This is a genomic window from Micromonospora profundi (assembly GCF_011927785.1).
In the GTDB taxonomy this organism is placed as follows: domain Bacteria; phylum Actinomycetota; class Actinomycetes; order Mycobacteriales; family Micromonosporaceae; genus Micromonospora; species Micromonospora profundi.
Genome location: NZ_JAATJK010000001.1, coordinates 6,265,671 through 6,288,861, shown reverse-complemented (window position 1 = coordinate 6,288,861; position 23,191 = coordinate 6,265,671). Strand labels below are relative to the sequence as shown.

Sequence of the window (23,191 nt, the reverse complement as noted above, 5' to 3'; positions counted from 1 at the left end):
GCACCGGCGAACGAGAGGCAGGCTCAGCCAACATGATCAACCGATTGCTCGTCGCCAACCGGGGGGAGATCACCCGCCGGGTCTTCGCGACCTGCCGGGCGCTCGGCGTGGAGACGGTCGCCGTGCACTCGGACGCGGACGCCGACGCGCCGTTCGTCGCCGAGGCCGACCAGGCGGTCCGGCTGCCCGGTGACACGCCGTCCGAGACGTACCTGCGGGTCGATCTGATCCTGGACGCGGCCCGGCGCAGCGGCGCGGACGCAGTCCACCCGGGTTATGGATTTCTGGCCGAGAACGCCGAGTTCGCGGCGGCGGTGACCGACGCGGGGCTGACCTGGGTCGGCCCGCCGGCCAAGGTGATCGCGGCCATGGGCGACAAGTTGGCGGCGAAGTCGCTGCTCGCCGAGGCGGGCGTGCCGATGCTGCCGAGCTGGACCGACGCCGCCGACGTCACCGACTTTCCGGTGCTGGTGAAGGCGTCCGCCGGTGGCGGCGGCCGGGGCATGCGGATCGTCCGGGACACCGCCGGGCTGGCCGAGGCCGTGGCATCCGCGCGCCGCGAGGCGGCTGCGGCGTTCGGCGACGGCACTGTCTTCATCGAGCGGTACGTCGAGCGCGGCCGGCACGTCGAGGTGCAGATCTTCGGTGACACGCACGGGACGGTGGCAGCGCTCGGTGTGCGGGAGTGCTCGATCCAGCGCCGACACCAGAAGATCGTCGAGGAGGCACCGGGAGTCATCCCCGAGGACGTGCGGGAGCGCCTGCACGAGGCGGCGGTGGCGGCGGGCCGGGCTGTCGACTACGTGGGCGCCGGCACCGTCGAGTTCCTGCTGGCGCCGGACGGGGCGATCTACTTCCTGGAGATGAACACCCGGCTCCAGGTCGAGCACCCGGTCACCGAGCTGACCGCCGCCGGTGGGCTGGACCTGGTCCGGCTGCAACTGCTTGTCGCCGAGGGCGCGGCGTTGCCGGAGGAGGCCAGGTCTCCGTCCGCGCGGGGCTGCGCGATCGAGGTACGCCTCTGCGCCGAGGAACCCGCTCAGGGTTTCCGCCCGGCGACGGGTGTCCTGCACCGCTTCGCCGTACCCGGTGTCGACTGCGAGTTCGGCGGTCTTCAGCGGGCGGGTCTGCGGCTCGACTCGGGTGTGGTGGACGGTTCCGTGGTCGGCGTCCACTACGACTCCATGCTGGCGAAGCTTGTCGCCTGGGCACCCACCCGCGCCGAGGCGGCCCGGGCTCTCGCGGGCGCGCTCGCGCGGGCCGAGTTGCACGGGGTGGCCACGAACCGGGATCTGCTGGTCCGTGTGCTGCGCAGCCCCGAGTTCGGCGCGGCGGACATCGACACCGGGTTCCTGGACCGGCACCCGGAGGTGTTCACGGCGCTGCTTCCCGCCGACCGTCTGCCGCTTGCCGCGCTGGCTGCGGCGCTCGCATCGGCAGCTGGGCGCCGAGCGGGCGCGACGGTGCTGGCCGGGCTGCCGTCGGGCTGGCGCAACGTGGCGGCCGTCCCGCAGATCGCCCGGTTCACCGGGCCGGACGGCGAGATCGAGGTCCGCTACCGGCTGGACCGCCGGGGCGGGCTCGCCGAATGGTCAACCGATCCCGCCGACACCGACCCTCCCGCTGTGGCGCTGGTGGAGGCCACCCCGGACCGGGTGGTGCTCGACGTCGACGGGGTGCGGCGCGCGTACCGCGTACACCGGGTGCTGTCGGAGGTCTTCGTGGACGGCCCCGACGGGTCGGCGAGCCTGACCGAGCTGCCGCGTTTCCCGCTGCCCACGGCGCAGCTGGCGGCCGGGTCGCTGCTCGCGCCGCTCCCCGGCGCGGTGACCCAGGTGCACGTCGAGGTCGGCCAGCGGGTCGCGGCCGGCGACCTGCTGCTCACGCTGGAAGCGATGAAGCTCGAACATCCCGTGCTCGCCCCGACCGACGGTGTCGTCGCCGAACTGCCGGTGCCCGCCGGCGGTCAGGTGCGCACCGGTGCCGTGCTGGCTGTCATCGACGGCGTCGACCCCGCGCCGTCGAACCCCGAGGAGGACCCCCGATGAGCTTCGACCTCACCCCCGAGCAGGACCAGCTGCGCGACGCCGTGCGGGCGTTGGGCCGCCGCTACGGCCACGGCTACTTCGTCGAGAAGGCAAAGGCCGGCGAGCACACCACCGAGCTGTGGGCCGAGGCCGGCCAGCTCGGCTACCTGGGGGTCAACATCCCCACCGAGTACGGCGGTGGGGGCGGCGGCATCACCGAGCTGGCAATCGTCTGTGAGGAGTTGGCGGCGGCCGGTTGCCCGCTGCTGCTGCTCGTGGTGTCCCCCGCCATCGCGGCCACGGTGATCAACCGGCACGGCACCGAGGAGCAGCGCAAGCGGCACCTGCCCGGCCTCGCCGACGGCTCCGAGAAGATCGTCTTCGCGATCACCGAGCCGGAGGCCGGCTCGAACTTCCACAGGCTCGCCACTGTGGCCCGCCGCGACGGCGACGACTGGCTGCTCTCCGGCCGCAAGTGCTACATCTCCGGGGTGGACGAGGCCGGCCACGTCCTGGTGGTGGCCCGCACCGAGGATTCGTCCACAGGCAAGCTCAAGCCCACGCTGTTCCTCGTGCCCACCGACGCGCCCGGGCTGACCCGCTCCAAACTGGACATGGAGATCCTGTCTCCGGAGAACCAGTTCCTGCTCTACCTGGACGACGTGCGGCTGCCCGCCGACGCGCTGGTCGGCGGATCGCTGGACGCCGGGCTGCCGGCGCTCTTCGCCGGGCTCAACCCGGAGCGGATCACGGTGGCCGCGATGGGTGCCGGCACCGGCCGGTACGCCATCGAACGGGCCACCGACTACACCGCGACCCGCAAGGTGTGGGGCGGCCGGACCATCGGCTCGCACCAGGGCGTGTCGCACCCGCTGGCGCACGCGGCGGTGCAGGTGGAACTGGCCCGCCTGATGATCCAGAAGGCGGCCACCCTGTACGACGCCGGCCGTGACCTGGAGGCGGGCGTGTCGGGCAACATGGCCAAGTACGCCGCCGGGGAGGCCGCAGCGCTCGCCGTGGACACCGCCGTCCAGGCACTCGGCGGGGCCGGCATGACCACCGAGTACGGGGTGGCGACCCTGCTCGGCGCCGTCCGGGCGGGTCGTATCGCCCCGGTCAGCCGGGAGATGATCCTCAACTTCGTGGCCCAGCACGTCCTGGGCCAGGACAAGTCCTACTAGATCAACGGACGCGGCGAGGCGCGGGCCGGCTTCGGCACGGCGAGTGGGGCACCGGGAGTAGCGACCCGGGCCCGCTACGTGTCGACTCGGCCCGCCCATCTCGGGCCAAGCGGCCAAAATCGGCGCGGCGGAACGCCCTCTCCGGTTGACAGCCGGCCAGGTCACGGCATGCTTGGGGGGTGAATCGACTGGCCAGGCCCGACCCGCGGATAGTAGCGGCGATCGCCGCGCTGGGCGCCCTCGTTCTGCTGGTCCTGCTGGTCGTGTGGCGCCGCCAGGATCTCCTCGGCGTGGTCCTCGCGCTGCTCGTCGTGCTGCTGACGATCATCGCCGGTGTGGCCGTGTCCGCCGCCCGGCAGCACGACGAGCCGGAGCCGCCGGACCGGTCGGCCGGGCCCCCGGAGTTGATGCCGTACGGGATCGACGCCGACACTCTCGACGCCCTGGACAGCCGGGCCGCGTTGCGCGCGGTGCGGGACCGACGCGGGACACCCAGCGGCTTCAGCGACCGGTGAGTGTGGGGCCGGCGAGCGCGTCGACGCCCCGCCCGGCCAGGCACCGGTAGGTCCGGTCGACACTGCCGTCCACCGGCGGTAGCACCTCCAGGCGCCATCCGGTCGCCTCGTTGATCCCGGTGGTCACACGGAAGGTCGTCGTGCCGCAGACCTGCCGGACCGGCTCGGCGGCGATCACCTCCTGGTAGGGCGCGCCCACGAGCGACACCGGCAGGATCCCCTCGGCGTACGTCTCCCAGGTGTGCCGGGAATCGCAGGGGACCCGGACGGCCTCGGCGCGGTCGCCGCGGATCCGCATGGGGCCGAAGCACTCCAGTTGGGGCAGGCACCGGGCACCGCTGGGCAGGGCCGCCGGCGCACCTGCACCCGTCGTGCAGCCGGGCAGCGCGCCGGTCGCCGGGGCACCGGCCTGGCTGACCTGGGGAGACGGGCTGGGCGGCGGGGCGCTGCTGGCCACCCACGCCCCGGTGGTCGCCGAGGCGGCGAGCGCGAGCACTCCCGCGCCGCCGAGGAACCAGCGTCGCCGCCAGCGCCGGCTGTCGGGGGTCGTCGGTTGGGTTTCCTCGACCGGCGGCCGAGGTACCGGCTGGCCGGCGACGTACGGGCCGGGCCGGGCCGCGCCGCCGCTGATCGGGCCACCACTGATCGGGCCACCACTGATCGGGCTCCCGCTGATCGGGGCGCCACTGACCGGCTTCGGCGGGGAGCCGAACGGCAGGTGGGTGAGCAGGTCGTGCAGTTCGAGCGCGGAGGGCCGCTCGGCCGGGTCGTTGGCCATGCCGGCGCGCAGCACCTCGATCAGCTCGTCAGGTACGCCGGGCAGGCTGGGGACCTGCTGGTTGAACATCTCCAGCACGGTGACCAGGCTCGGGTTGCGCTCGGACTGCCAGCGGGGCGGCCGACCGTGCATCACCGCGTAGAGAGTGGCGCAGAGCGCGTACACGTCGACGGCCGGCGACGGCGGGCTGTGGCTGAACATCTCCGGTGGCGCGTACGCCGGGGTGAGCACCTCCAAGGTGACTGTGGGGTCCCGGTGTTCCGCGAGAACGGCCAGCCCGAAGTCGGCGAGCACCGCCGAGTTGAAGTGCGAGTAGAGGATGTTCGCCGGCTTGACGTCGCGGTGCAGCACCCCGGCCGCGTGCGAGTGGGCCAGCGCGTCGGCGATCTTGATGCCGAGATCGCGAGCCTCCACCGGGCCGAGCGGCGAGGTACGCATCCGCTCGGCGTACGACCCGTCGCACAGTTCCATGATCAGGTAGGGGTGCTGGTCGACGGTGACCCCGACATCGAAGAGGTCCACCACGTGCGGATGGGACGACATCCGCCCGGCGGCCCGCGCCTCGCGCAGGAACCGGGCCTGGTCGCGCTCGCTGTCGAGCGTGCGGTTCTCCACCTTGACGGCGACCTCACGCCCCACCGAGATCTGGGTGGCCTGGTAGACGGTCGCGTATCCGCCCCGGGCAAAAACCCGCAAATCAGTCAAGCCGGGCACGATCGGCACCCGCGAACGGCCGGTCGGGGTGTCGGTCACTGCTCGAAAATACCCAACCCGGCCGGAGGCTCAGCGCGCCGCGTCAGCCGAAGCGGCACCGGATGCACTTCGGCGGGCGTCGACGCGCAGGCCGATCGCGGTGGCCAGTGCACCCAGGCCCTCCCATGCGGCAACCCCGAAGAACCGGTCCGGGGCGATGTCGGAGAGCACGGCGATGGTGAACACCGTGAAGGTGACCAGCCGGAACACCACAGTGAAGCGGTAGAACACCCGCCACTCGGTGACAGTGGCGAGCAGGTAGTAGACGCCCATGTTGAACGACGCCATCGAGGACGCCAGCAGGAACGTGCCCGTGTGGTCGCCGGCCGCACGAGTCGACGGCACCTCCAGCCCGAGCAGGCCCAGCAGCGCCTCCGGCCAGATCAGCCCGACCGCACCCATCAGCAGCGCCAGCACACCGAAGACAGCGATGGTCCAGCCCGCGATGGAACGCGGCAACTTCATGATGGCCCTCCCCGGCACGGCGACGGTCACCCACTGTGGACCGGCGCACGGTGGTGACACGCTAGCCGGTCGCTCCGACAACCACATCCCCGGAACCGCCAAAACCGGACGGGAAGCAGCGATGGCTAGACCTGGGCGGCGATTTCGGCACGCAGGGCATCGGCGGCGGCGCGTTCACTGCGCTGCTCGGTGGCGTACGCCAGGCGGACCGCCTCGTCCGCGCAGGAGAGCGCCTCCACCTGCCGACCGCAGGCCGCCAGCGCCTCGGCCAGCACGCTGGCCGCGATCACCTGGCTGCGGACGTCCTCGGCAGGCACCGTCACCGCACGCTGCGCCCAGTCCAACGCCTGCTCCCGCTGACCGTGGGCGAGCAGCGCCGACGCGTACCGGGCCATCGTCTGACGGCGGGAGAACAGCAGCGACGGCGCGTTCGCGGCGGTGGTCGCCACGGGAGCGAGAAGCCCGACAGCGGTCGCCGGGTCGCCAGCGGCCAGCCGGGCGGTGGCAAGCAGCACCCGGGGCGCGACCTGCGCCGGCGCCTGCGGGTTGTGCGGTTCGACGGCCGTCAGCACCCCACGCGCCGCCTGCTCGGCGGTCTCCCAGTCCCCCATGTCCAGTGCCACGAACCCCCGCAACGTGCCGGCCATCCCGGTGAGCAGCGGGTGCGAGGTCCGTTCGGCGTCCGCCAGGGCGTCGGTGAGCAGATCGGCCGCGTGTTCCGGCTCGCCCAGGCCCCGCGCCACCACGGCCCGGACCACAAGCGCGAACCCGCGACCCCAGTCGTCGGAGGCGGCGGCGAACTCGCGGTACGCCCGGCGTGCCCCCTGGTCCGCCTCGGCCAGCTCACCCAGCTCGGCAGTGGCGTACGCCGCGACCGCCCGCAGGGTGCCCACCGCCCACGCCTCGCCGACCCGCTCGCCGAAGGGCAGGAACACCTGTGCCATGCGACACGCCTCGCGCAGCCTTCCGGCAAGCAGCCGGGCGAACGCCGTGGTGCCCCGCAGCCAGGCCCGGCCGTACGGGTCCTTCAGCTCGGCGAACAACCGGGCGGCCCGGCCGAGCACCGCGTCGGTGCCGGCGAAGTCGCCCCGGGTGGTGGTCACCCACGCCAGGTTCTGCAACGACCATGCCTGCCCGCGCCGGTCCTGGGCGCCGAGACTGACCTGGTACGCGGCGGCCAGCCTGCTGCTCGCCTGACTCAACCGCCCGCCCACGAAGTCGGCCATGCCGAGCCGGCGCATCGCGGATGCGCGCAGCGTGGGCAGCGCAGCGGCAGTGGCCACCTGCAGCGCCTCCTGCCAGGCAGTCACCGCCCGTCCCTGGTCACCGAGGGTCTGCTGGGCCTGCCCGGCGAGCAGCAGGGCGCTGACCCGGGTGGCCTCGTCCCCGGCGTTCGCGGCGATCTTCTCGGCGTAGGCGAGCGCGTCGACGGCCCGACCGATCTGGAGCAGCGCCCGGGCGTGCACCACCCGATCGGTCGCCGGCACACCGTCGCGGGCCAGTTCGGTGGCGCGTTCGGCGTACTCCACGGCGAGCGCGGGCTCCCCGGCGGACAGCGACCGGCGGGCGGCCCGACCGAGCGCGGCGACCCCGAGCGGGGCCACGGCGCGGGCCGGGGCGTCCGGGCGCAGCTTCACCGCGTCGGCGAGCCTGGCGGCCCGCTCGACGTGCATCGCCACGAAGTCGTCCCGGGCCTCGTCGGTGAACCCGCCCAGGGTGGGTACCGCGGCGTCGCTTCCGGGTGCCGCCCACTGGGCAAGCGCGGCGTGCCGCTCAGCCAGCTCCGCCTTGCTCACACCTGCGTACGCGGCCTCCCGCATGAGCGGGGTGGCAAACGCGTAGCCGGTGCGGGTGCGGTGCAGCATCCGGCGTTGCAGCAGCTCCTCCACCGCCCGGTCGAGCTCGACAGCGACCACGGCCGAGGGCCGCCCGTCGCGGCCGGCGCGCTGGTCGAGCAGCGCCTCCAGCGCGCCCTCGGGCACCGTGTCACCGACCACAGCGGCATCCCGCAGCACCGAACGGGCACCCGGTGGCAGCGCGTCGATACGGGCGGCGAGCACCGCCGCGAGGTCACGGGACAGCAGCCGGCTGCCCAGCGAACCGGGCACCAGCCGCCAGCTCGCCGTCGAGCCCTGATCCCGCTCGCCCGGGGCGGGCCGGACACCGCGACCCGGTTCGACAGTCGTGAGGGCACCGCGCTCGATCAGCAGGGTGACCAGCTCGGCAAGGTAGAACGGGTTGCCTTGGGCGGTGGCCAGCAGCCGGTCGGCGTCGGCCTGCGGCAGTTTCCCACCGCCGAGATAGCTGGTGAGCAACCGGGCCGCGTCGGCTCCGCGCAGCGGCGGCAGGGAGTGCACCTCGGCGTCCGCGACGCGGGTCAGAGCGCCTGCGGTACGGACCAGCTCGGGGCGGCCCAGCAGCAGCACGAGGACCGGGCCGGTGAGGCGGGACAGGGCCAGCCCGAGAGCGCGGATCGTCTCGGCGGTGGCGTCGTGCAGGTCGTCCACCACGATCACCAGCGGCGCCTCCGAGGCGAGGCCGCTGAGCAGGTCGGCGACGGCGTTCGGCACCGCCTCGGCGTCGGCGGCCGCGGCAGCGGCACTGCCCCACTCGCCGTTGTCGGTGCCGGTGTGCGTGGGGAGTTCGGCATAGCCGAGCAGTGCGAGCAGTTGGTCGGTGACGATCGGCGGTTGTTGGGCGCCGGCTCGGGCGAGCCGCTGGCCGAGCCGACGCAGCCGCTCCTCGACCGCCGGACGGGTAAGCGCTGTGGACGCGTCACTGGGCAGGCCGACGGCGGCGCGGACCAGGTCGGCGAGCGGCGCGAGCCGGCGGCGCTCACCGAAGGCGGCGCAGCGCACCGAGAGCACCCGCGCGCCGGTGTGCGCCGCGTACCTGCCGGCGCCCACGTCGTATCCGGCGGCGAGGCGTTCGACCTCGGCGGCGAACCGGGACTTGCCGATGCCCGCCTCGGCAGTCATCAGCAGCACCCGGGGGTCGCCCTGGTCGATCACCTCGGCGAGCCGGCCGGCGACCCGGCCGATCTCGGTCTCCCGCCCCACGTAGGGCGCCTCGTCACCGAGACCCGAGCGGGTGCCCGGCGCGTCGAGCAGACCCAGCAGCTCGTACGCCTCGACGGGCTCACGCTTGCCCTTGAGCCGCAGCGGGCGCAGCGCCCGCCAGGAGGCGACGTGGCGGGTGGTGGCGGCGGTACGCCCACCGGCGTAGACGGCACCGACAGCGGCGGCGTCGGCCAGCCGGGCGGCGGTGTTCACCGTGTCGCCGATGACCGTGTACTCGATCGCGGCCTGGATGCCTGCGATGACGTCACCGGTGTTCAGCCCGACCCGCAGCCCGAGCGGCGCACCACCGCCCCGCTCGTCGTCGAGCACGCGGCGGACGGCCCGCTGCATGGAGAGGGCGGCCCGGACGGCTCGCTCGGCGTCGTCCTCGTGTGCCACAGGAGCACCGAAGACCGCCATGATCCCGTCGCCGGTCAGCTTGTCGACGTGCCCGCCGAACGTCTTCACCGCCCCCGCGAGGGAGGCGAGCACCCGGTCGGTGACCGCGCCGACCCGCTCCGGGTCGAGGTCCTCCGACCAGGAGGTGAATTCGGACAGGTCGCCGAAGAGCACCGTGACCACCCGACGCTCGGCCGCCGGCAACGTCGCGGCGGCCGGCAGCGCGGCTCCGCAGTTGTGGCAGAACCGCGCGCCGGGAACGGCGACAGTTCCACACACGGGGCAGGTCACATGTGCTCCAACCCACTGACCCCCGGCTCGGATTCCCCGGTGTCGACACCCAGATACTCCAGCTGGGCACGGACCGACCAGCCGGCAGCCCACCAGAGCGAGCGGTCCACGTCCGCGTAGACCGCGGCGACCACGTCGTCGGGCGTGCGGGCGCCAGCGGCGACCGCCTCCCGGACCTGGTCGAGCCGGGCCCGCCGGTGGGCAAGGTAGAAATCGGCCGCCGCGCCGCAGTCGGCGAGCGCCGGGCCGTGCCCGGGCAGTGCCGTGATTCCCCGGTACGTCGACAGCAACTCCAGGCTGCCCAGATAGTTGCCGAGGTGCCCGTCCGGGTGCGCCACCACCGTGGTGCCCCGGCCGAGGATGGTGTCGCCGGTGAGCACCACCTGCTCGTCGGCGTGCTCCACGAGGAAGCAGACCGAGTCGGCAGTGTGCCCGGGGGTGCTCAGCAGGCGAATGTCGAGGCCGAAACCGCCCAGGTGCTCGGCCGGCTCGGTGAGGGGTTCACCGCCGATGGTGTGCGCCGGGTCGACGGCCAGGACGTGTGCCGACCCGCCGAGGAGTTCGCTAAGCGGGGCCGAGCCCTCGGTGTGGTCCGGGTGCCCGTGGGTGATCAGCACGAGCCCGATGGGGCCGGTGGCGGCGATCGCGGCCAGGTGTCCCTCGTCGGCCGGCCCGGGATCGATCACCACTGCCGGCTCGGTGGGGGCCGCTCGCAGCACCCACGTGTTGGTTCCGTCGAGGGTCATCGGCCCCGGATTGGGCGCACGCAGCAGCGTCACCCAGTCCGGCAGCTCAGCGGCGAGTGCCGCCGCCGGTGCCGTCACGTGCCCGCTCATGGCTGCGATCGTACGACCCCGCCCGCCACCCTCCGCGATCTTGCACTTTCGGACCCTGATTCGTCCCTTTTCAGGACTTTGATCCGGGCAGCAAGTGCAAGATCGCGGGGCGGGTCAGGCGACCTCGACGATCAGCTCTACCTCTACCGGGGCGTCCAGGGGGAGTTCAGCCACGCCTACCGCGCTGCGGGCGTGGCGACCGGCCTCACCGAAGACGGTGCCGAGCAGGTCGGAAGCACCGTTGATCACGGCAGGCTGGCCGGTGAAGCCGGGCGCGGAGGCCACGAAACCGGTCACCTTGACCACCTTGACCACGTTCTCCAGGCCGACGAGCGAGTCGACGGCGGCCAGCGCGTTGAGCGCGCACCGCTGGGCCAGGTCCTTGGCCTGCTCGGCCGAGATCCCGGCGCCGACCTTGCCGGTCGCCAGCAACTTGCCCTCGGAGATCGGCAGCTGGCCGGAGACGTACACGTGCTGCCCGGACTGAACGGCCGGCACGTAGCTGGCCACCGGCGGCACCACCTCGGGAAGTTCGAGCCCCAACTCGGCGAGCTTCGCGTGCGGGCCGTTGCTCATGCCGTCACCCCTCTGTTCGCGACTGCGGGGCTCCGCTGCGCTGCGCTCCTCGCGCTCACGCCTTGGGCCGCTTCAGGTAGGCCACCAGCTGGTCCGGGTTCGGGCCGGGGACCACGGCGACGAGTTCCCACCCGTCCTCACCCCAGTTGTCGAGGATCTGCTTGGTCGCGTGGACAAGCAGCGGGACCGTGGAGTATTCCCACTTCTGCATCGCTGGAGGGCTCCCTCTCGGTGCGGACGGCGTCGAGGTACAGCCTACGGTCCGCTTGCCGGGCGAGGTGCGGGGCGCTGTTCGGGCGGTGCCGGCAGCTCCCCGCAGGGGCCTTCGTGCCCGTACCCCTGGGGGCACCGCGACCGGTCGGGTTGCAGGAGGTCGCAGAAGACGCGGTGCCTGTTGTTCTGGTCGTCGGCGTTCGACACGGTGGTCTCGCCGGCGTCCAACTCCGGCAGGAAGCCCAGGGAGACGGCCACGCGACCGGCAAGCGCTGTCGCCGCCGACAGGTCGGCCACCCGGATCGGCAGGTGGATGACGAAGCCCGGCTCGTCGTCGTCCCGCCGCTCGACGGGCCGGCTCGGCGTGCGCACCACCTCGGGCGTCTCCGGAACCCGACGGTACGACCGCTCGTTGACCGGCAGGCTGCCGAACGGTCCACCGGCAGCCTCGCCCATCGACCCGGATCGGCGCAGCCGGTCGTTGGCCGGGAACTGGGTGCGAGGGATGTTGTCCGCGTCGCGCATGTACTTCCTCCGGTGGTACCTCTCGGGTCACGCCTCCGGCCGGCCCGGCCATCTCCGGCCCCCGCACCTGGACGAACGTAGGTGTGTCGCGGCGGTCCCGCCAACAGGACGCGCACATCAGCCCCGAAAGTCACATATACGACAGATCGTATGCAGTAGCCCAACGGTGGCCGCCCTGTCGCCCCACTGGCCGACTCCGCGCTCCGCGCGGCGCGATACGGGCGACACCAACTCGGGGATCGACCGCTACCCTTCCCGTCGGACGGTCGCGAGCAGCGCCCGGCCGCCCGCTCGATCACGCTCGGCGCCCGGGGTGGCGGCCGGGCGCCGCACACTCGGGGGAACGAGATGACCCAACCGCCCAGCGGTGACCAGACCGGCCCGCGCGCCCTCCCGGCGGGCCACCCGGATCCCGCCGGTCAACCCGGCGATCCAGCCGTCCCCCCACAGCCCGGCGCACCGACAGCGCCCGACCAGCAGGCCGGCAGCGCGCAGCCGGGCAGCACCTCGCAGCCCGGTCCGCTCGCTCTTCCCGCCCAGCCCTCCCCGGCGGCGCTGCCCGCGTCGGCGGGTCTCCCCGGCCAGCCCGACAGCGCCAGCCAGCCCGCGAGCGCCCCGCCGTTCGGCAATGCCCCCTCGTTCGGCAGCCCGACGGGCGACCCGGCGACGCAGGCACCAGGCGCCGTCGGGACCGGGACTCCGGGGGCGATCCCGCCGCCCCCGCCCGGCTACCCGCCGTACCCGGGTGCGGCCGAGCCGAAGAAGAAGCGTGGCCTGCTGATCGCGGCCATCGCTCTCGTCGTGATCATGGTGCTCTGCGTGGGTGGCGGCGTGGTGACGTTCCTGACCCTGCGCAACGCCGAATCCGGCGAGGGCGCCAAGGAGCCGGCGGTCGCCGTCGACGAGTTCCTCACCGCTGTCTACAAGGATCGCGACGCCACCAAGGCGGCCAACCGCGTCTGCGCCGCCTCCCGGGACGACAAGAAGATCGCCGCGAAGGTGGCCGAGGTGCAGAAGTACACGGCCGAATACCAGAACCCGCGCTTCAAGTGGACCGCTCCGAAGGTCGACAACCAGACCGGTGACCGGGCGACCGTCTCCACCCGCGTCACAATGACCACCGCCGACGAGAAGGTGGCCGACCAGGACCTGCGCTTCACTGTGGTGCAGAAGACGGGTTGGTGGGTCTGCGAGGTCGCCTGACCCCCGAGCCTGGATAGGCTCGACGGGTGCGTGCAGCTGAGCGGCCGTCCGACCCGGCCGGTACCGGATGGTCGGCCCGCCTCCACGTCGTAACCGGCAAGGGCGGCACCGGCAAGACAAGCGTGGCGGCGGCGCTGGCGATGGCGCTCGCCGCCGGTGGTCGGCGCACCCTGCTGGTCGAGGTCGAGGGCCGGCAGGGCATCGCCCAACTCTTCGGCATCGACCCGCTGCCGTACGAGGAGCGGCACCTCACCGACGTGCCCGGCGGCGGTGAGGTGCGGGCGCTCGCGGTGGACGCCGAGGAAGCCCTGCTCGAATACCTCGACATGTTCTACAAGCTGGGTGCGGCGGGACGGGCGCTGCGCAAGCTCGGCGCGATCGACTTCGCCACCACCATCGCCCCGGGCCTACGGGACGTGCTGCTCACCGGCAAGGTGAAGGAAGCCACCACCCGCACCTCGGGGCAGCGTCGTGTGTACGACGCGGTGGTGCTCGACGCTCCGCCGACCGGGCGGATCGGCCGTTTCCTCAACGTCACCGCCGAGACGGCCCGGCTGGCAAAGGTCGGCCCGATCAAGACCCAGAGCGAGGGGGTCGCCGCGCTGCTGCGCTCCCCGATCACGGCGGTGCACGTGGTCACGCTGCTGGAGGAGATGCCGGTGCAGGAGACGGTGGACGCCATCGCCGATCTGACATCGCTCGGCTTCGGGGTCGGCAAGGTGATCGTCAACGGCACCCGCCCGCCGCTGCCTGCCGGCCGGGCGGTCAGCCTGGCGGAGTTGAAGCGCGGGCTCGCCGCCGCCGGGTTGCCGACCGATCGGGAGATCGTCGCTGGCCTGCACGACGAGGCACGTGACCAGGTCATCCGGCGGGAGCTTGAGGATTCGCTGCGGGCCGAGCTGGTGGAGCTGGGGCTCCCGATCGTGGAGTTGCCACTGTTGCCCGAGGGGGTCGACCAGGCCGGGCTCACCACCCTGGCGCAGGCCCTCGTGCATGCGGATTGACGCGCACCTCACGTCGGCACAGGCGCACGGACCCATCCGGCCCGATACGCTCGATTGGTGCCTTCCGAAGACGCGGCGCCGCAGCTGGACGTCGACCAGATCCTCGCCGACCCCGGCGTGCGGATCATCGTGTGCTGCGGTGCCGGCGGAGTGGGTAAGACGACCACTGCCGCGGCGCTGGCGCTGCGGGCCGCCGAGCAGCACGGACGGCGAACGGTGGTGCTCACCATCGACCCGGCCCGCCGGCTCGCCCAGTCACTGGGCCTGACCGAGCTGGACAACACGCCCCGCCAGGTCAAGGGGATCGACGTCGAGGCCAGCGGCGGCGAGCTGCACGCCATGATGCTGGACATGAAGCGCACCTTCGACGACGTGGTGCTTCAGCACACCGATCCGGCGAAGGCCGCCGAGATCTTCGCGAACCCCTTCTACCAGGCCATGAGCTCGACGTTCGCCGGCACGCAGGAATACATGGCGATGGAGAAGCTGGGCCAGCTGCACGCCCGCGGCGAGTGGGACCTGATCGTGGTCGACACCCCGCCGTCCCGCTCGGCGTTGGATTTCCTGGACGCGCCGGCTCGGCTCTCCCGTTTCCTCGACGGCCGGATGCTGCGGCTGCTGCTCGCACCGGCACGCACCGGTGGGCGAAGCATGTTCAGCCTGGTCACGGCCTCGTTCGGGATGTTCTCGAAGGTGGTGCAGAAGGTGCTCGGCGCCCAACTGCTCACCGACCTGTCCGGCTTCGTGGCCGCCCTGGATTCGATGTTCGGGGGCTTCCGGCAGCGCGCCGAGCAGACGTACCGCATCCTCCAGGCACGGGAGACGGCCTTCGTGCTGGTCGCGGCCCCGGAGCCGGACGCGGTCCGGGAGGCCGCCTACTTCGCGGGCCGGCTGCGGGAGGAGAAGATGCCGCTTGCCGGTCTGGTGCTCAACAGGGTGCACCGTCCGGCGGTTCCGGAGTTGGACGCGGAGCAGAGCCGGGCCGCCGCGGAGCGGCTGACCGAGCTGGGAGGGCACGAGGCCACCGCCGACGTGCTGCGGGCGCACGCCGCGTTGGCCCGCCAGGCGGTACGCGAGCAGCAGGTCGCCGCACGGTTCACCGAGGCGTTCCCGGGGGTGCCCGCGGTGTCGGTGACGGCGCAGCCCGCCGACGTGCACGACGTCGACGGGCTACGGACGATCGGCGCGGCGATCAGCCGGCCGTGACCGGCGTCAGTTGGCCGCGCTGACCAGGATTTTGTCCTTGGCGGCCTTGTCCTTGCTGTTCTTCTTCATCGCCGCCTCGAACATCTTGCGCCAGCTCGTTACCTGCGGGTGACGACGCAGCAGCGCGCGGCGTTCACGTTCGGTCATGCCACCCCACACACCGAACTCGATCCGGTTGTCCAGCGCGTCGGCCAGGCACTCGTACCGAACTGGGCAGCTCCGGCAGATCCGCTTCGCCACGTTCTGTTCGGCGCCCTGTACGAACAACGCGTCCGGGTCCCCGTTCTGACACGCCGCCAGCGACGGCCAGTCAGTGATCATGCCCATGTGTACACGTCCCCCCTTGCATACCTACCGACCTCGTTGCACGGCAGCCGGCAATTCCCCCCGGTCGTCCGGCCTGGCCTTCCCCAAGGCGGCACGAACGACATGTGGCGCTGTCGCCGCCATCATCATGCTCTGTAGTCGACCGATTACGCAACGTTGTCGGCGAAATCCATCATTCCGGACACTCCCGGCTTCCCGGGCTTTCGACCGCCGGTTACCCCGCCGAGGTCCGTGAAAACGCTGCGCCGTTCCCTCCGATCGGAGGAGACTCACGCCAGGTCACACGCAACCTCGTACGGGGGGTCATGCGTTTAGCACAACGAGGGCAGCGCACGCAGGAAATGGGGAAAGAACGCCCCAGCGCCCCTCGTTCCCTACTCGCGTACCCTGTCGAGGTGACCTGGATGCGGAAACGTGACCACAATGTGCTGACCAACGCCGCATCGCTGCTCGTATGTGGCCTGTTGGCTGGCGTGGTGGTCGCTGCGGCGGCCTTCCCCGCGGTGGCGATGTCCGGCTTGGCCGCAAAGGCCGGCGCCGAGACCTTCGGTGCCCTGCCCACGGAGCTCACGGTGGCCCGCGCGCCACAGATCAGCTACCTGCTGGCGTCGGACGGCAAGACACCGCTCGCGACGATGTACGACGAGAACCGGCGCGACGTGAAGCTCGCCGACATCTCCCCGTACATGCAGAAGGCCATCATCGCGGCCGAGGACCACGACTTCTACAAGCACAACGGTGTCGACATCAACGGTGTCGCCCGCGCGTTCGTCAACAACCAGAACGAGAGCGCCGGCCGTCAGGGCGCCTCGACGCTGACAATGCAGTACGTCCGGCTGGCCATCGCCTACTCGGCCACCCACCCGGCCGACGTGGTCGCCGCGACGGAGGACACCAGCGCCCGCAAGCTCCGCGAGATGCGGCTGGCCCTGCAGGTCGACAAGGAGTTCTCGAAGGACGAGATCCTGACCCGCTACCTCAACCTCGCCTCGTTCGGCAACGGCGCGTACGGCATCTACGCCGCCAGCCAGGTCTACTTCGGTAAGCCGCCGAGCAAGCTCAAGATCGAGGAAGCGGCTCTGCTGGCCGGCATGGTCAAGGCGCCGACGACGAACGACCCGACCACCAAGAGCGGCTACCCCCTCGCACTGGACCGACGTAACTACGTCATCCAGAACATGGTCACCACCAAGGCCATCACCCAGCAGGAGGCAGACGCCGCCAAGGCGACCAAGCTGGTCGTGAAGGACCGGCGCACCCCGAACGGCTGCGTCGCCGCCAACGTCAACAGCTGGGGCTTCTTCTGCGACTACTTCTACCGCTGGTGGATGCAGCAGGAGACGTTCGGCTCGACGTCGTACGACCGTGAGCGCCGGCTCAAGAGCGGCGGTTACACCATCGTCACGTCCATCGACGTCCAGGCGCAGAAGGGTGCGGACAAGGCGGTCCGCAAGGCCAAGAGCGAGAACAGCAAGGAAGCCGCAATGGTCGCGGTGGTGGAGCCCGGCACCGGCCGGGTCCGCGCGCTCGCCGTCAACCGGCAGTTCAAGCTCGACGACCCGAAGAACCCGAAGAACAAGATCTCCAGCGACCCCGCGAAGGCCAAGAAGAAGATCCGGGGCAACTACCCGGCGACGGTCAACCCGCTGCTCACCGGCGGCGACGGCATCACCGGCTACCAGGCCGGCTCGACCTTCAAGATCTTCAGCATTGTGGCCGCGCTGGAGAAGGGCATCCCGCTCAGCTACCCGTTCAACGCGCCGCAGCAGTTCAAGTCGGAATACATCATCGACAGCAGCAGCCCGGCCGCCTGCAAGGGGACACACTTCTACTGCCCGACCAACTCCGGCCTGAAGGCCGGCGGCATGCAGAACATGTGGAGCGCCTTCGCGCAGTCGGTGAACACCTACTTCGTGCCGCTCCAACAGCAGGTCGGCGCGGAGAACGTGGTCGACGCCGCTAAGCGGGCAGGCATCCAGTTCCGGGCCAGCAACGACGCCAAGTTCGCCGCCACCAAGGAAGCGGCGCACCAGTGGGGCGCCTTCACACTGGGCGTCTCCTCCACCACGCCGCTGGACCTGGCCAACGCGTACGCGACCCTCGCCGCTGACGGCAAGTACTGCGAGCCGATCCCGGTGCAGGAGATCCGCGACCCGGAGGGCAACAAGCTGGACATCGCCAACCCGCGCTGCGAGAAGCGGTTCAGCACTGACGTGGCCCGCGCTGCCGTGGACGCCGCCCGCTGCCCGGTCGGTGACAACTCCAAGACCAGCAAGTGTGGCGGCAGTCGCACCGCCGGCAACGTACGGGGCATCGTCGACGCGCCGGTGGCCGGCAAGTCCGGCACCACCGACTCGGAGAAGACCGCTGCCCTGGTCGCGATGACCAAGCAGTACTCGGTGGCCGGCATCATGGCCGACCCGGACTGGCCGCAGACGAACGTCAAGATGAAGCACAAGGAGAAGGACGGCATCAACCCGCCGGTGTACGAGACGCTGCGGGACGCCATGAAGGGCAAGCCGCGGATCAACTTCGAGCCGCCCGGCCAGAAGATCTCCGAGGGCGACCAGCGCAGCATCCCTGACGTGAAGTGCCAGCCGATCGAGACCGCGAAGTCCCGGATCAAGGGCGCGGGCTTCATACCTGTCGTCTCCGACGGAAAGGTGGCTTCGAGCTGCCCGGCGGGCACCGCCGCTGGCACCAACCCGAACAACCGTCAGATCAAGGGCGGCGTGGTGTCCATCGACGTCAGCAGCGGCGGCGGCACCCCGGCCGGCACCAACACTCCGGGACAGCCCGGCAACGGGCCAGGTAACGGGCCAGGCCGACCCGGTGGCGGTGGCCGCCCAGGCGGCTGAGCCGACACGTAGAGCGCAGGAACGGGCGGTCACCCCGAGGGGTGGCCGCCCAGGCGGCTGAGCCGACACGTAGAGCGCAGGAACGGGCGGTCACCCCGAGGGGTGGCCGCCCGTTCGCCTGTCCGGACTATCACTGAACGCCGACGCGTCCCGGCCGCGCTGGCCGGTGTGCGCGGACGGGTCAGAGGCCGAGCTGACGACGTACCTCGGCGGCCACCCGGCCACCCTCGGCCCGGCCGGCCACCGCGGCCTGGGCCGCCTTCATCGCCGGGCCCATCTGGGCCTTGCCGCTGAAGCCGCCCGCGGCCAGCGCCCCCGAGACCAGCTCGGTCAGCTCGGCATCCGAGAGCTGCTTGGGCAGGTAGCGGTCCAGCACCTCACCCTCGGCGGTCTCCTTCGCGGCCTGCTCGGTACGGCCCGCGTCGGCGAAGGCGGTGGCCGCCTCTCGGCGCTTCTTGGCCTCCTTGGTGAGCACCGCGAGCACCTCGTCGTCGGTGAGCTCACGCTTGGCCTTGCCAGCGACCTCGGCGGTGCCAACGGCGGCCAGAGCCATCCGCAGCGTGGAGGTGGTCAGCTCGTCGCGCGCTTTCAGCGCGGAACGCATGTCGGCAGTGAGGCGGTCCTTCAGCGTGCTCATGGACGGTGAAACTACCCTGAACGCCATGCGAAAGCGCACACTATTCCGGCTCGCCGCCGGAACCGCCACGATCGGCGCGGCAACCCTCGCGTACGCGTCGCTCGTCGAGCGCAACATGTTCACCCTGCGGCGGTACGACGTGCCGGTGCTGCCTGCCGACTCGGAGCCGCTGCGCGTGCTGCACCTGTCGGACCTGCACATGATGCCCGACCAGGCACGCAAGCAGCGCTGGGTGGCCTCCCTGGCCGCCCTCGATCCCGACCTGGTGGTGGTGACCGGCGACAACATGGCGCACCCCGACTCGGTGCCCGGTGTGCTGCGGGCCATGCAGCCGCTGCTGGACTATCCGGGAGCGTTCGTGTTCGGCTCCAACGACTACACCGGCCCGGTGCTGAAGAATCCGTTCACCTACTTCCTGCCCGACCGGGAGTACACCGAAGGCGCCGAACTTCCCTACGAGGAGCTGCGGCAGGTGTTCACAGGCGCCGGTTGGGCCGACCTCAACAACGCGCGGACCACACTCAAGGCCGGCGGTCGCCAGATCGACCTCGTCGGCGTGGACGACCCCCACATCGAGCGGGACGACTACCCGTCGGTGGCCGGCGAGGTCTCCTCCTCGGCCGACCTGTCCATCGCGCTGTCGCACTCGCCCGAGCCACGGGTGCTCGACCAGATGGCCGCCGACCGCTTCGGGCTCCTGCTGGCCGGGCACACCCACGGTGGGCAGGTCTGCGTGCCGGGGTACGGGGCGCTGGTTACCAACTGCGGGCTGCCCCGCTCGATGGCGCAGGGGCTGCACCGGTGGCCGGGCTCGGACTCCTGGCTGCACGTCTCCGCCGGCCTCGGGACCCACCCGACCGCCCCGATCCGCTTCGCCTGCCCCCCGGAAGCGAGCATCCTCACGCTGATCCCCCGCTGAACCACCCGGCCCCTCGGCGCGCACCCACGGCGCGCCCGTCGGCGTGCGCCGTCGGCACCCCGTCAAGATCTGCGCAACCTCAGGGAAAGTGCGGTCTCCAGACGCCGTGAGGCCACTACATCCCTGAAGTTGCGCAGATCTTGGCCGCTCTGGGCGGGGTCCGGCCGGCAGGGGTACCGAGTTTGACCATCGGGGCGGGTGGGCTACTATTTGTCGGCACGCCTCGGGGTGTGGCGCAGCTTGGTAGCGCGCTTCGTTCGGGACGAAGAGGTCGTCGGTTCGAATCCGGCCACCCCGACCAGGTAAGAGGGCACATCCGATCAATGGATGTGCCCTCTAGTGCATCCTGAGTGACTACGCCTCAGCGGTATCGGGCGCATATGCGTCTCCACCGAGGCAGCGGCTTGGTGGATACCGACAGGTACGACGAGTTGCTTGGCTGGGGACATGACCGCAGAGGCGACGAAGCGCCGCATGGCCCTCGCTGCCGGGGGTGCCCTTTTCGCCATCGGATTGTCCCTATGCGTTGCGGCTGTCTTCGTCGGGCCGTTCTGGATCTTCGCTGGCCAGCTACTCGCGCTGGCAGGCGGCCGGATCGCGGGAAGTCCTTCTGCCGGGACGCGCCTCGGGCCGTACAGTCCCGCGCCCCGGCGATCACTGATCGCCGAGGTCGGCTGTTACCGCAGGTCAGCGCCTGCTACTGAACGGCGCGGATGTCACCGTCGCGGCCGATGCCTGTGCGGTGTCCCGCTGACTAGCATCGACCTCGATGGAGTTGCTGGAGCGCGCGGATGCGCTCGCCACCCTGGACGGGCTGCTGGCCTCTGCCGGCGGCGCGATCGCGCTCGTCGCAGGTGAGGCGGGCGCGGGTAAGTCCGCCCTGGTCGGCGCCTTCGCGACGATGACGAGGGCGAGGGTGCTCTGGGGCAGTTGTGATCCCCTGCTGACACCTCGGGCGCTCGGCCCGTTGCACGACGTCGCTCGCCAGGTCGGTGGGGTGCTCGCGGACCGACTGGCCACGCTGCACGCAGGGCCGGAGGCCGACCGTCGGGGTGCCGTGTTCGACGCGCTCCTCGACGAGCTGACGGATTCCCGCCCCGGCCGCCGCACCGTGATGGTGGTGGAGGACGCGCACTGGGCGGACGGGGCCAGCCTGGACCTGATCGCGTACCTGGGGAGGCGGCTGATCCGCCATCCGGCTCTGCTGGTGCTGACCCTGCGCGACGACGAGGTCGGGGTGGAGCATCCACTGCACGCCGTCCTGGCGGGCCTGCCCCGCCAACTGGTCCGCCGGGTGCCGTTGCCGGCGTTGTCGACCGACGCCGTCGCGGCGTTGGCCCGCGCCGCCGGCCGCGCTCCGGACGGGTTGTACCAGGCCACCGGCGGCAATCCGCTGCTGGTCACCGAGGTGCTGGCGGCAGCCGGCCCCGGTGTGCCGCCGACCGTACGTGATCTGATGCTGGCCCGGCTGGCCGCGCTGCCGGTGGCTGCCCGGGAGGTCGCCGCTCTGGTTTCGGTGGTGCCGTCCCGGGCCGAGCCGTACCTGCTGGACGGTCACCCGCCGGATGCCGTGCAGGAATGCCTGGACCGGGGCGTGCTGGTGTCCGTGGGCAACGCGGTGGCGTTCCGGCACGAGTTGCTGGGCCGTGCGGTACGCGAGTCGTTGTCCCCAGTCCGGCGGGTGGCGCTGCACTCCGCCGTACTGGCCCGGCTCACACCACGCGCCGACGTGGACGCGGCCCGACTGGTGCACCACGCGCACCACGCCGACGACCCGGCGGCCGTGCTGCGCTGGGTGCCCGTGGCGGCCGAGCGGGCCAGCCGGGCGGGTGCGCACCGGCAGGCGGCCGACCACTACGCCGCGGCGCTTCCGCACGCCGCGGACCTGCCCGCGCCGCGCCGGGCGGAACTGCTGGAGGCGTACGCCACGGCGGCGTACCTGGCCGGGTTCGCCGCGCGGGCGCTGGAGGCCCGCCGGACCGCGCTGGTCCTGCGGGAAGCCGACGGCGATCCGCTGCGGATCGGCGACAACCTGCGCTGGATTTCCCGGCTCTGCTGGTGGACCGGGGACAGCCCGGCGGCCCGGACGGCGGGCACCCGTGCGGTCGAGGTGCTGGAGTCCGCGCCTGCCGGTCGGCAGTTGGCGATGGCCTACAGCAACATGTCGCAGTTGCTCATGCTCGCCGACGACAACCGTCAGGCCATCGACTGGGGCGACCGGGCACAGGCGTTGGCCCGCCGTCTCGGCGACGCCGACACCGAGGCGCACGCCCTGGTCAACGTCGGATCGGCGCGTCTACAGGGCGGTGATGTCGCGGGCCTCGTGGAGCTGGAACGTGGCTACGCCCTGGCCGTCGCACACCACCTTGACGACCACGCGGCACGCGCGCTTGTCAACATGGCCACGATGGCGGTGGAGTGGCACCGGGTCACGCCGGCAGTCGAGGCCCTGGACCGGGCGTTGCGGTTCACCACCAGCCGGGACCTCGACGGGTACGCCCGGCACCTGCTGGGCTACCGGTCCCGGTTGCGGGTGACCATCGGTGACTGGGTCGGTGCGCGTACTGACGCCGAGCGGGCGTTGGCCGGCGCTGCGCAGCCCGGCGGGAGCCTCGTCCCGGCCCTGGTCGCGCTGGGCCGGCTCGGTGCCCGCCGCGACGAGCCGACCCCGCACCTGGACACGGCGGCAGACTGGGCGGCGCAGAGCCGGGAACTCCAGTTCGTGGTGCCGGTCGCGGCGGCGTTGGCGGAACGACACTGGCTGGCCGGCGACGCGGCGCCGGCGGTCGCCGAGCTGCGGCGCGCGTACCAGCTCGCGGTGCAGGCGGGCCAACCCTGGTTCGCCGGGGAACTGGCGTACTGGCTGTGGCGTGTCGGCGAACCGGTCGGGGACGCCGACGCGCTGGCGTCGCCGTACCGGCGGCTGATCGAGGGCGACTGGGCCGGTGCGGCCGACGAATGGCAGCAGCTCGGCTGCGCGTACTCCCGGGTGGAGGCGCTGGCCTGCGGCGACGGCCCGGCGGCCGGTGAAGCACTGCGGATCCTGGACGGTCTTGGTGCGGTGGCCGTGGCCCGACGGGTCCGCGCCGACCTGCGCGGACGCGGAATGGCCCGGGTGCCGAGGGGGCCGCGGCCGGCGACGGCCGCGCACCCGAGCGGTCTGACGGCGCGGCAACGGGAGGTGCTCGAGCTGCTCGTCGACGGGCTCAGCAACGCCGAGATCGCCGCGCGGCTGTCGCTCTCCACCCGCACCGTCGACCACCACGTGTCGGCGGTGCTGGACAAGCTCGCGGTGCCCAGCCGGGGCCAGGCGGCCGCGACGGCCCGCCGTCGAGGGCTGGTGCCGCCAACATAGGTGTTTCTGCCGATTACCGAGGGTGTCGCCCTGCCTAGCGTCGATGGCACAACGAGCCGTCCGA

The 23,191-nt window shown here is 72.0% G+C and carries 18 protein-coding genes and 1 tRNA gene; 10 read left to right on the top strand and 9 right to left on the bottom strand.

Annotation, left to right across the window (positions count from 1 at the left end; genetic code table 11):
* Positions 1 to 32 precede the first annotated feature (32 nt).
* The 3 genes from F4558_RS28130 (at position 33) to F4558_RS28120 (ending at position 3,723) form a co-directional block, all read left to right on the top strand.
* Entirely contained in the window at positions 33 to 2,048 is a 2,016-nt protein-coding gene (locus F4558_RS28130) for an ATP-binding protein (protein WP_167946706.1), read from the top strand.
* Entirely contained in the window at positions 2,045 to 3,208 is a 1,164-nt protein-coding gene (locus tag F4558_RS28125) for an acyl-CoA dehydrogenase family protein (RefSeq protein ID WP_053654837.1), read from the top strand. The genes F4558_RS28130 and F4558_RS28125 overlap by 4 nt, the downstream gene beginning before the upstream one ends.
* 179 nt (positions 3,209 to 3,387) lie before the next feature.
* Entirely contained in the window at positions 3,388 to 3,723 is a 336-nt protein-coding gene (locus tag F4558_RS28120) for a hypothetical protein (RefSeq protein ID WP_053654839.1), read from the top strand.
* Here F4558_RS28120 and F4558_RS28115 read toward each other — a convergent pair.
* The 7 genes from F4558_RS28115 to F4558_RS28085 form a co-directional block, all read right to left on the bottom strand.
* On the bottom strand, positions 3,710 to 5,254 hold the full coding sequence (locus F4558_RS28115) for a protein kinase domain-containing protein (RefSeq protein ID WP_167946704.1): 1,545 nt from the start codon (positions 5,252 to 5,254) through the stop codon (positions 3,710 to 3,712). The two genes, F4558_RS28120 and F4558_RS28115, sit on opposite strands and share 14 nt — an antisense overlap.
* 30 nt (positions 5,255 to 5,284) lie before the next feature.
* A complete protein-coding gene (locus F4558_RS28110; RefSeq protein ID WP_053654843.1) occupies positions 5,285 to 5,719 on the bottom strand; it encodes a hypothetical protein in 435 nt (144 codons plus the stop codon).
* A 125-nt stretch (positions 5,720 to 5,844) separates the two neighbouring features.
* A complete protein-coding gene (locus tag F4558_RS28105) occupies positions 5,845 to 9,468 on the bottom strand; it encodes an adenylate/guanylate cyclase domain-containing protein (RefSeq protein WP_053654845.1) in 3,624 nt (1,207 codons plus the stop codon).
* Positions 9,465 to 10,304 (bottom strand): MBL fold metallo-hydrolase, encoded by an 840-nt coding sequence (locus tag F4558_RS28100; RefSeq protein ID WP_053654847.1) that lies wholly within the window; start codon positions 10,302 to 10,304, stop codon positions 9,465 to 9,467. The genes F4558_RS28105 and F4558_RS28100 overlap by 4 nt, the downstream gene beginning before the upstream one ends.
* Before the next feature lie 114 nt (positions 10,305 to 10,418).
* Positions 10,419 to 10,880 (bottom strand): RidA family protein, encoded by a 462-nt coding sequence (locus F4558_RS28095; RefSeq protein WP_053654849.1) that lies wholly within the window; start codon positions 10,878 to 10,880, stop codon positions 10,419 to 10,421.
* Between the two features lie 55 nt (positions 10,881 to 10,935).
* The gene (sp36, locus tag F4558_RS28090) at positions 10,936 to 11,091 is read right to left on the bottom strand and encodes a Sp36 family protein (protein WP_007466198.1); all 156 of its coding nucleotides are present in this window, start codon (positions 11,089 to 11,091) and stop codon (positions 10,936 to 10,938) included.
* A gap of 44 nt (positions 11,092 to 11,135) precedes the next feature.
* Entirely contained in the window at positions 11,136 to 11,618 is a 483-nt protein-coding gene (locus F4558_RS28085; RefSeq protein WP_167946703.1) for a hypothetical protein, read from the bottom strand.
* 555 nt (positions 11,619 to 12,173) lie between these two features.
* On the opposite strand from F4558_RS28085, the gene F4558_RS28080 reads away from it, so the two are divergent.
* The 3 genes from F4558_RS28080 to bagB are packed head-to-tail and all read left to right on the top strand — an operon-like array spanning position 12,174 to position 15,031.
* Positions 12,174 to 12,821, top strand: a complete 648-nt coding sequence (locus F4558_RS28080; protein WP_245242433.1) for an Rv0361 family membrane protein — start codon at positions 12,174 to 12,176, stop codon at positions 12,819 to 12,821.
* A gap of 26 nt (positions 12,822 to 12,847) precedes the next feature.
* Complete coding sequence (gene bagA / locus F4558_RS28075; RefSeq protein ID WP_053654853.1) at positions 12,848 to 13,825, top strand: ATPase BagA; 978 nt, start codon at positions 12,848 to 12,850, stop codon at positions 13,823 to 13,825.
* A gap of 57 nt (positions 13,826 to 13,882) precedes the next feature.
* Complete coding sequence (gene bagB / locus F4558_RS28070; RefSeq protein WP_053654855.1) at positions 13,883 to 15,031, top strand: ArsA family ATPase; 1,149 nt, start codon at positions 13,883 to 13,885, stop codon at positions 15,029 to 15,031.
* A gap of 6 nt (positions 15,032 to 15,037) precedes the next feature.
* Here the strand turns inward: bagB and F4558_RS28065 are convergent, their stop codons facing one another.
* Positions 15,038 to 15,358 carry a WhiB family transcriptional regulator gene (locus tag F4558_RS28065; protein WP_053654856.1) on the bottom strand — a complete coding sequence of 107 codons (321 nt, stop codon included), beginning with the start codon at positions 15,356 to 15,358 and terminating at the stop codon, positions 15,038 to 15,040.
* Between the two features lie 404 nt (positions 15,359 to 15,762).
* On the opposite strand from F4558_RS28065, the gene F4558_RS28060 reads away from it, so the two are divergent.
* A complete protein-coding gene (locus F4558_RS28060; RefSeq protein ID WP_167946702.1) occupies positions 15,763 to 18,216 on the top strand; it encodes a penicillin-binding protein in 2,454 nt (817 codons plus the stop codon).
* Between the two features lie 181 nt (positions 18,217 to 18,397).
* Here F4558_RS28060 and F4558_RS28055 read toward each other — a convergent pair whose 3' ends face one another.
* Positions 18,398 to 18,853: a GatB/YqeY domain-containing protein gene (locus F4558_RS28055; RefSeq protein WP_053654858.1), complete on the bottom strand. Its 456-nt coding sequence runs from the start codon at positions 18,851 to 18,853 to the stop codon at positions 18,398 to 18,400.
* 25 nt (positions 18,854 to 18,878) lie between these two features.
* Between F4558_RS28055 and F4558_RS28050 the strand changes: the two genes are divergently transcribed.
* The 3 genes from F4558_RS28050 (at position 18,879) to F4558_RS28040 (ending at position 23,127) form a co-directional block, all read left to right on the top strand.
* Positions 18,879 to 19,772 carry a metallophosphoesterase gene (locus F4558_RS28050; RefSeq protein WP_167946701.1) on the top strand — a complete coding sequence of 298 codons (894 nt, stop codon included), beginning with the start codon at positions 18,879 to 18,881 and terminating at the stop codon, positions 19,770 to 19,772.
* A 224-nt stretch (positions 19,773 to 19,996) separates the two neighbouring features.
* A tRNA-Pro gene (locus F4558_RS28045) sits at positions 19,997 to 20,073 on the top strand.
* 468 nt (positions 20,074 to 20,541) lie between these two features.
* The gene (locus F4558_RS28040) at positions 20,542 to 23,127 is read left to right on the top strand and encodes an ATP-binding protein (protein ID WP_167946700.1); all 2,586 of its coding nucleotides are present in this window, start codon (positions 20,542 to 20,544) and stop codon (positions 23,125 to 23,127) included.
* Positions 23,128 to 23,191 lie beyond the last annotated feature (64 nt).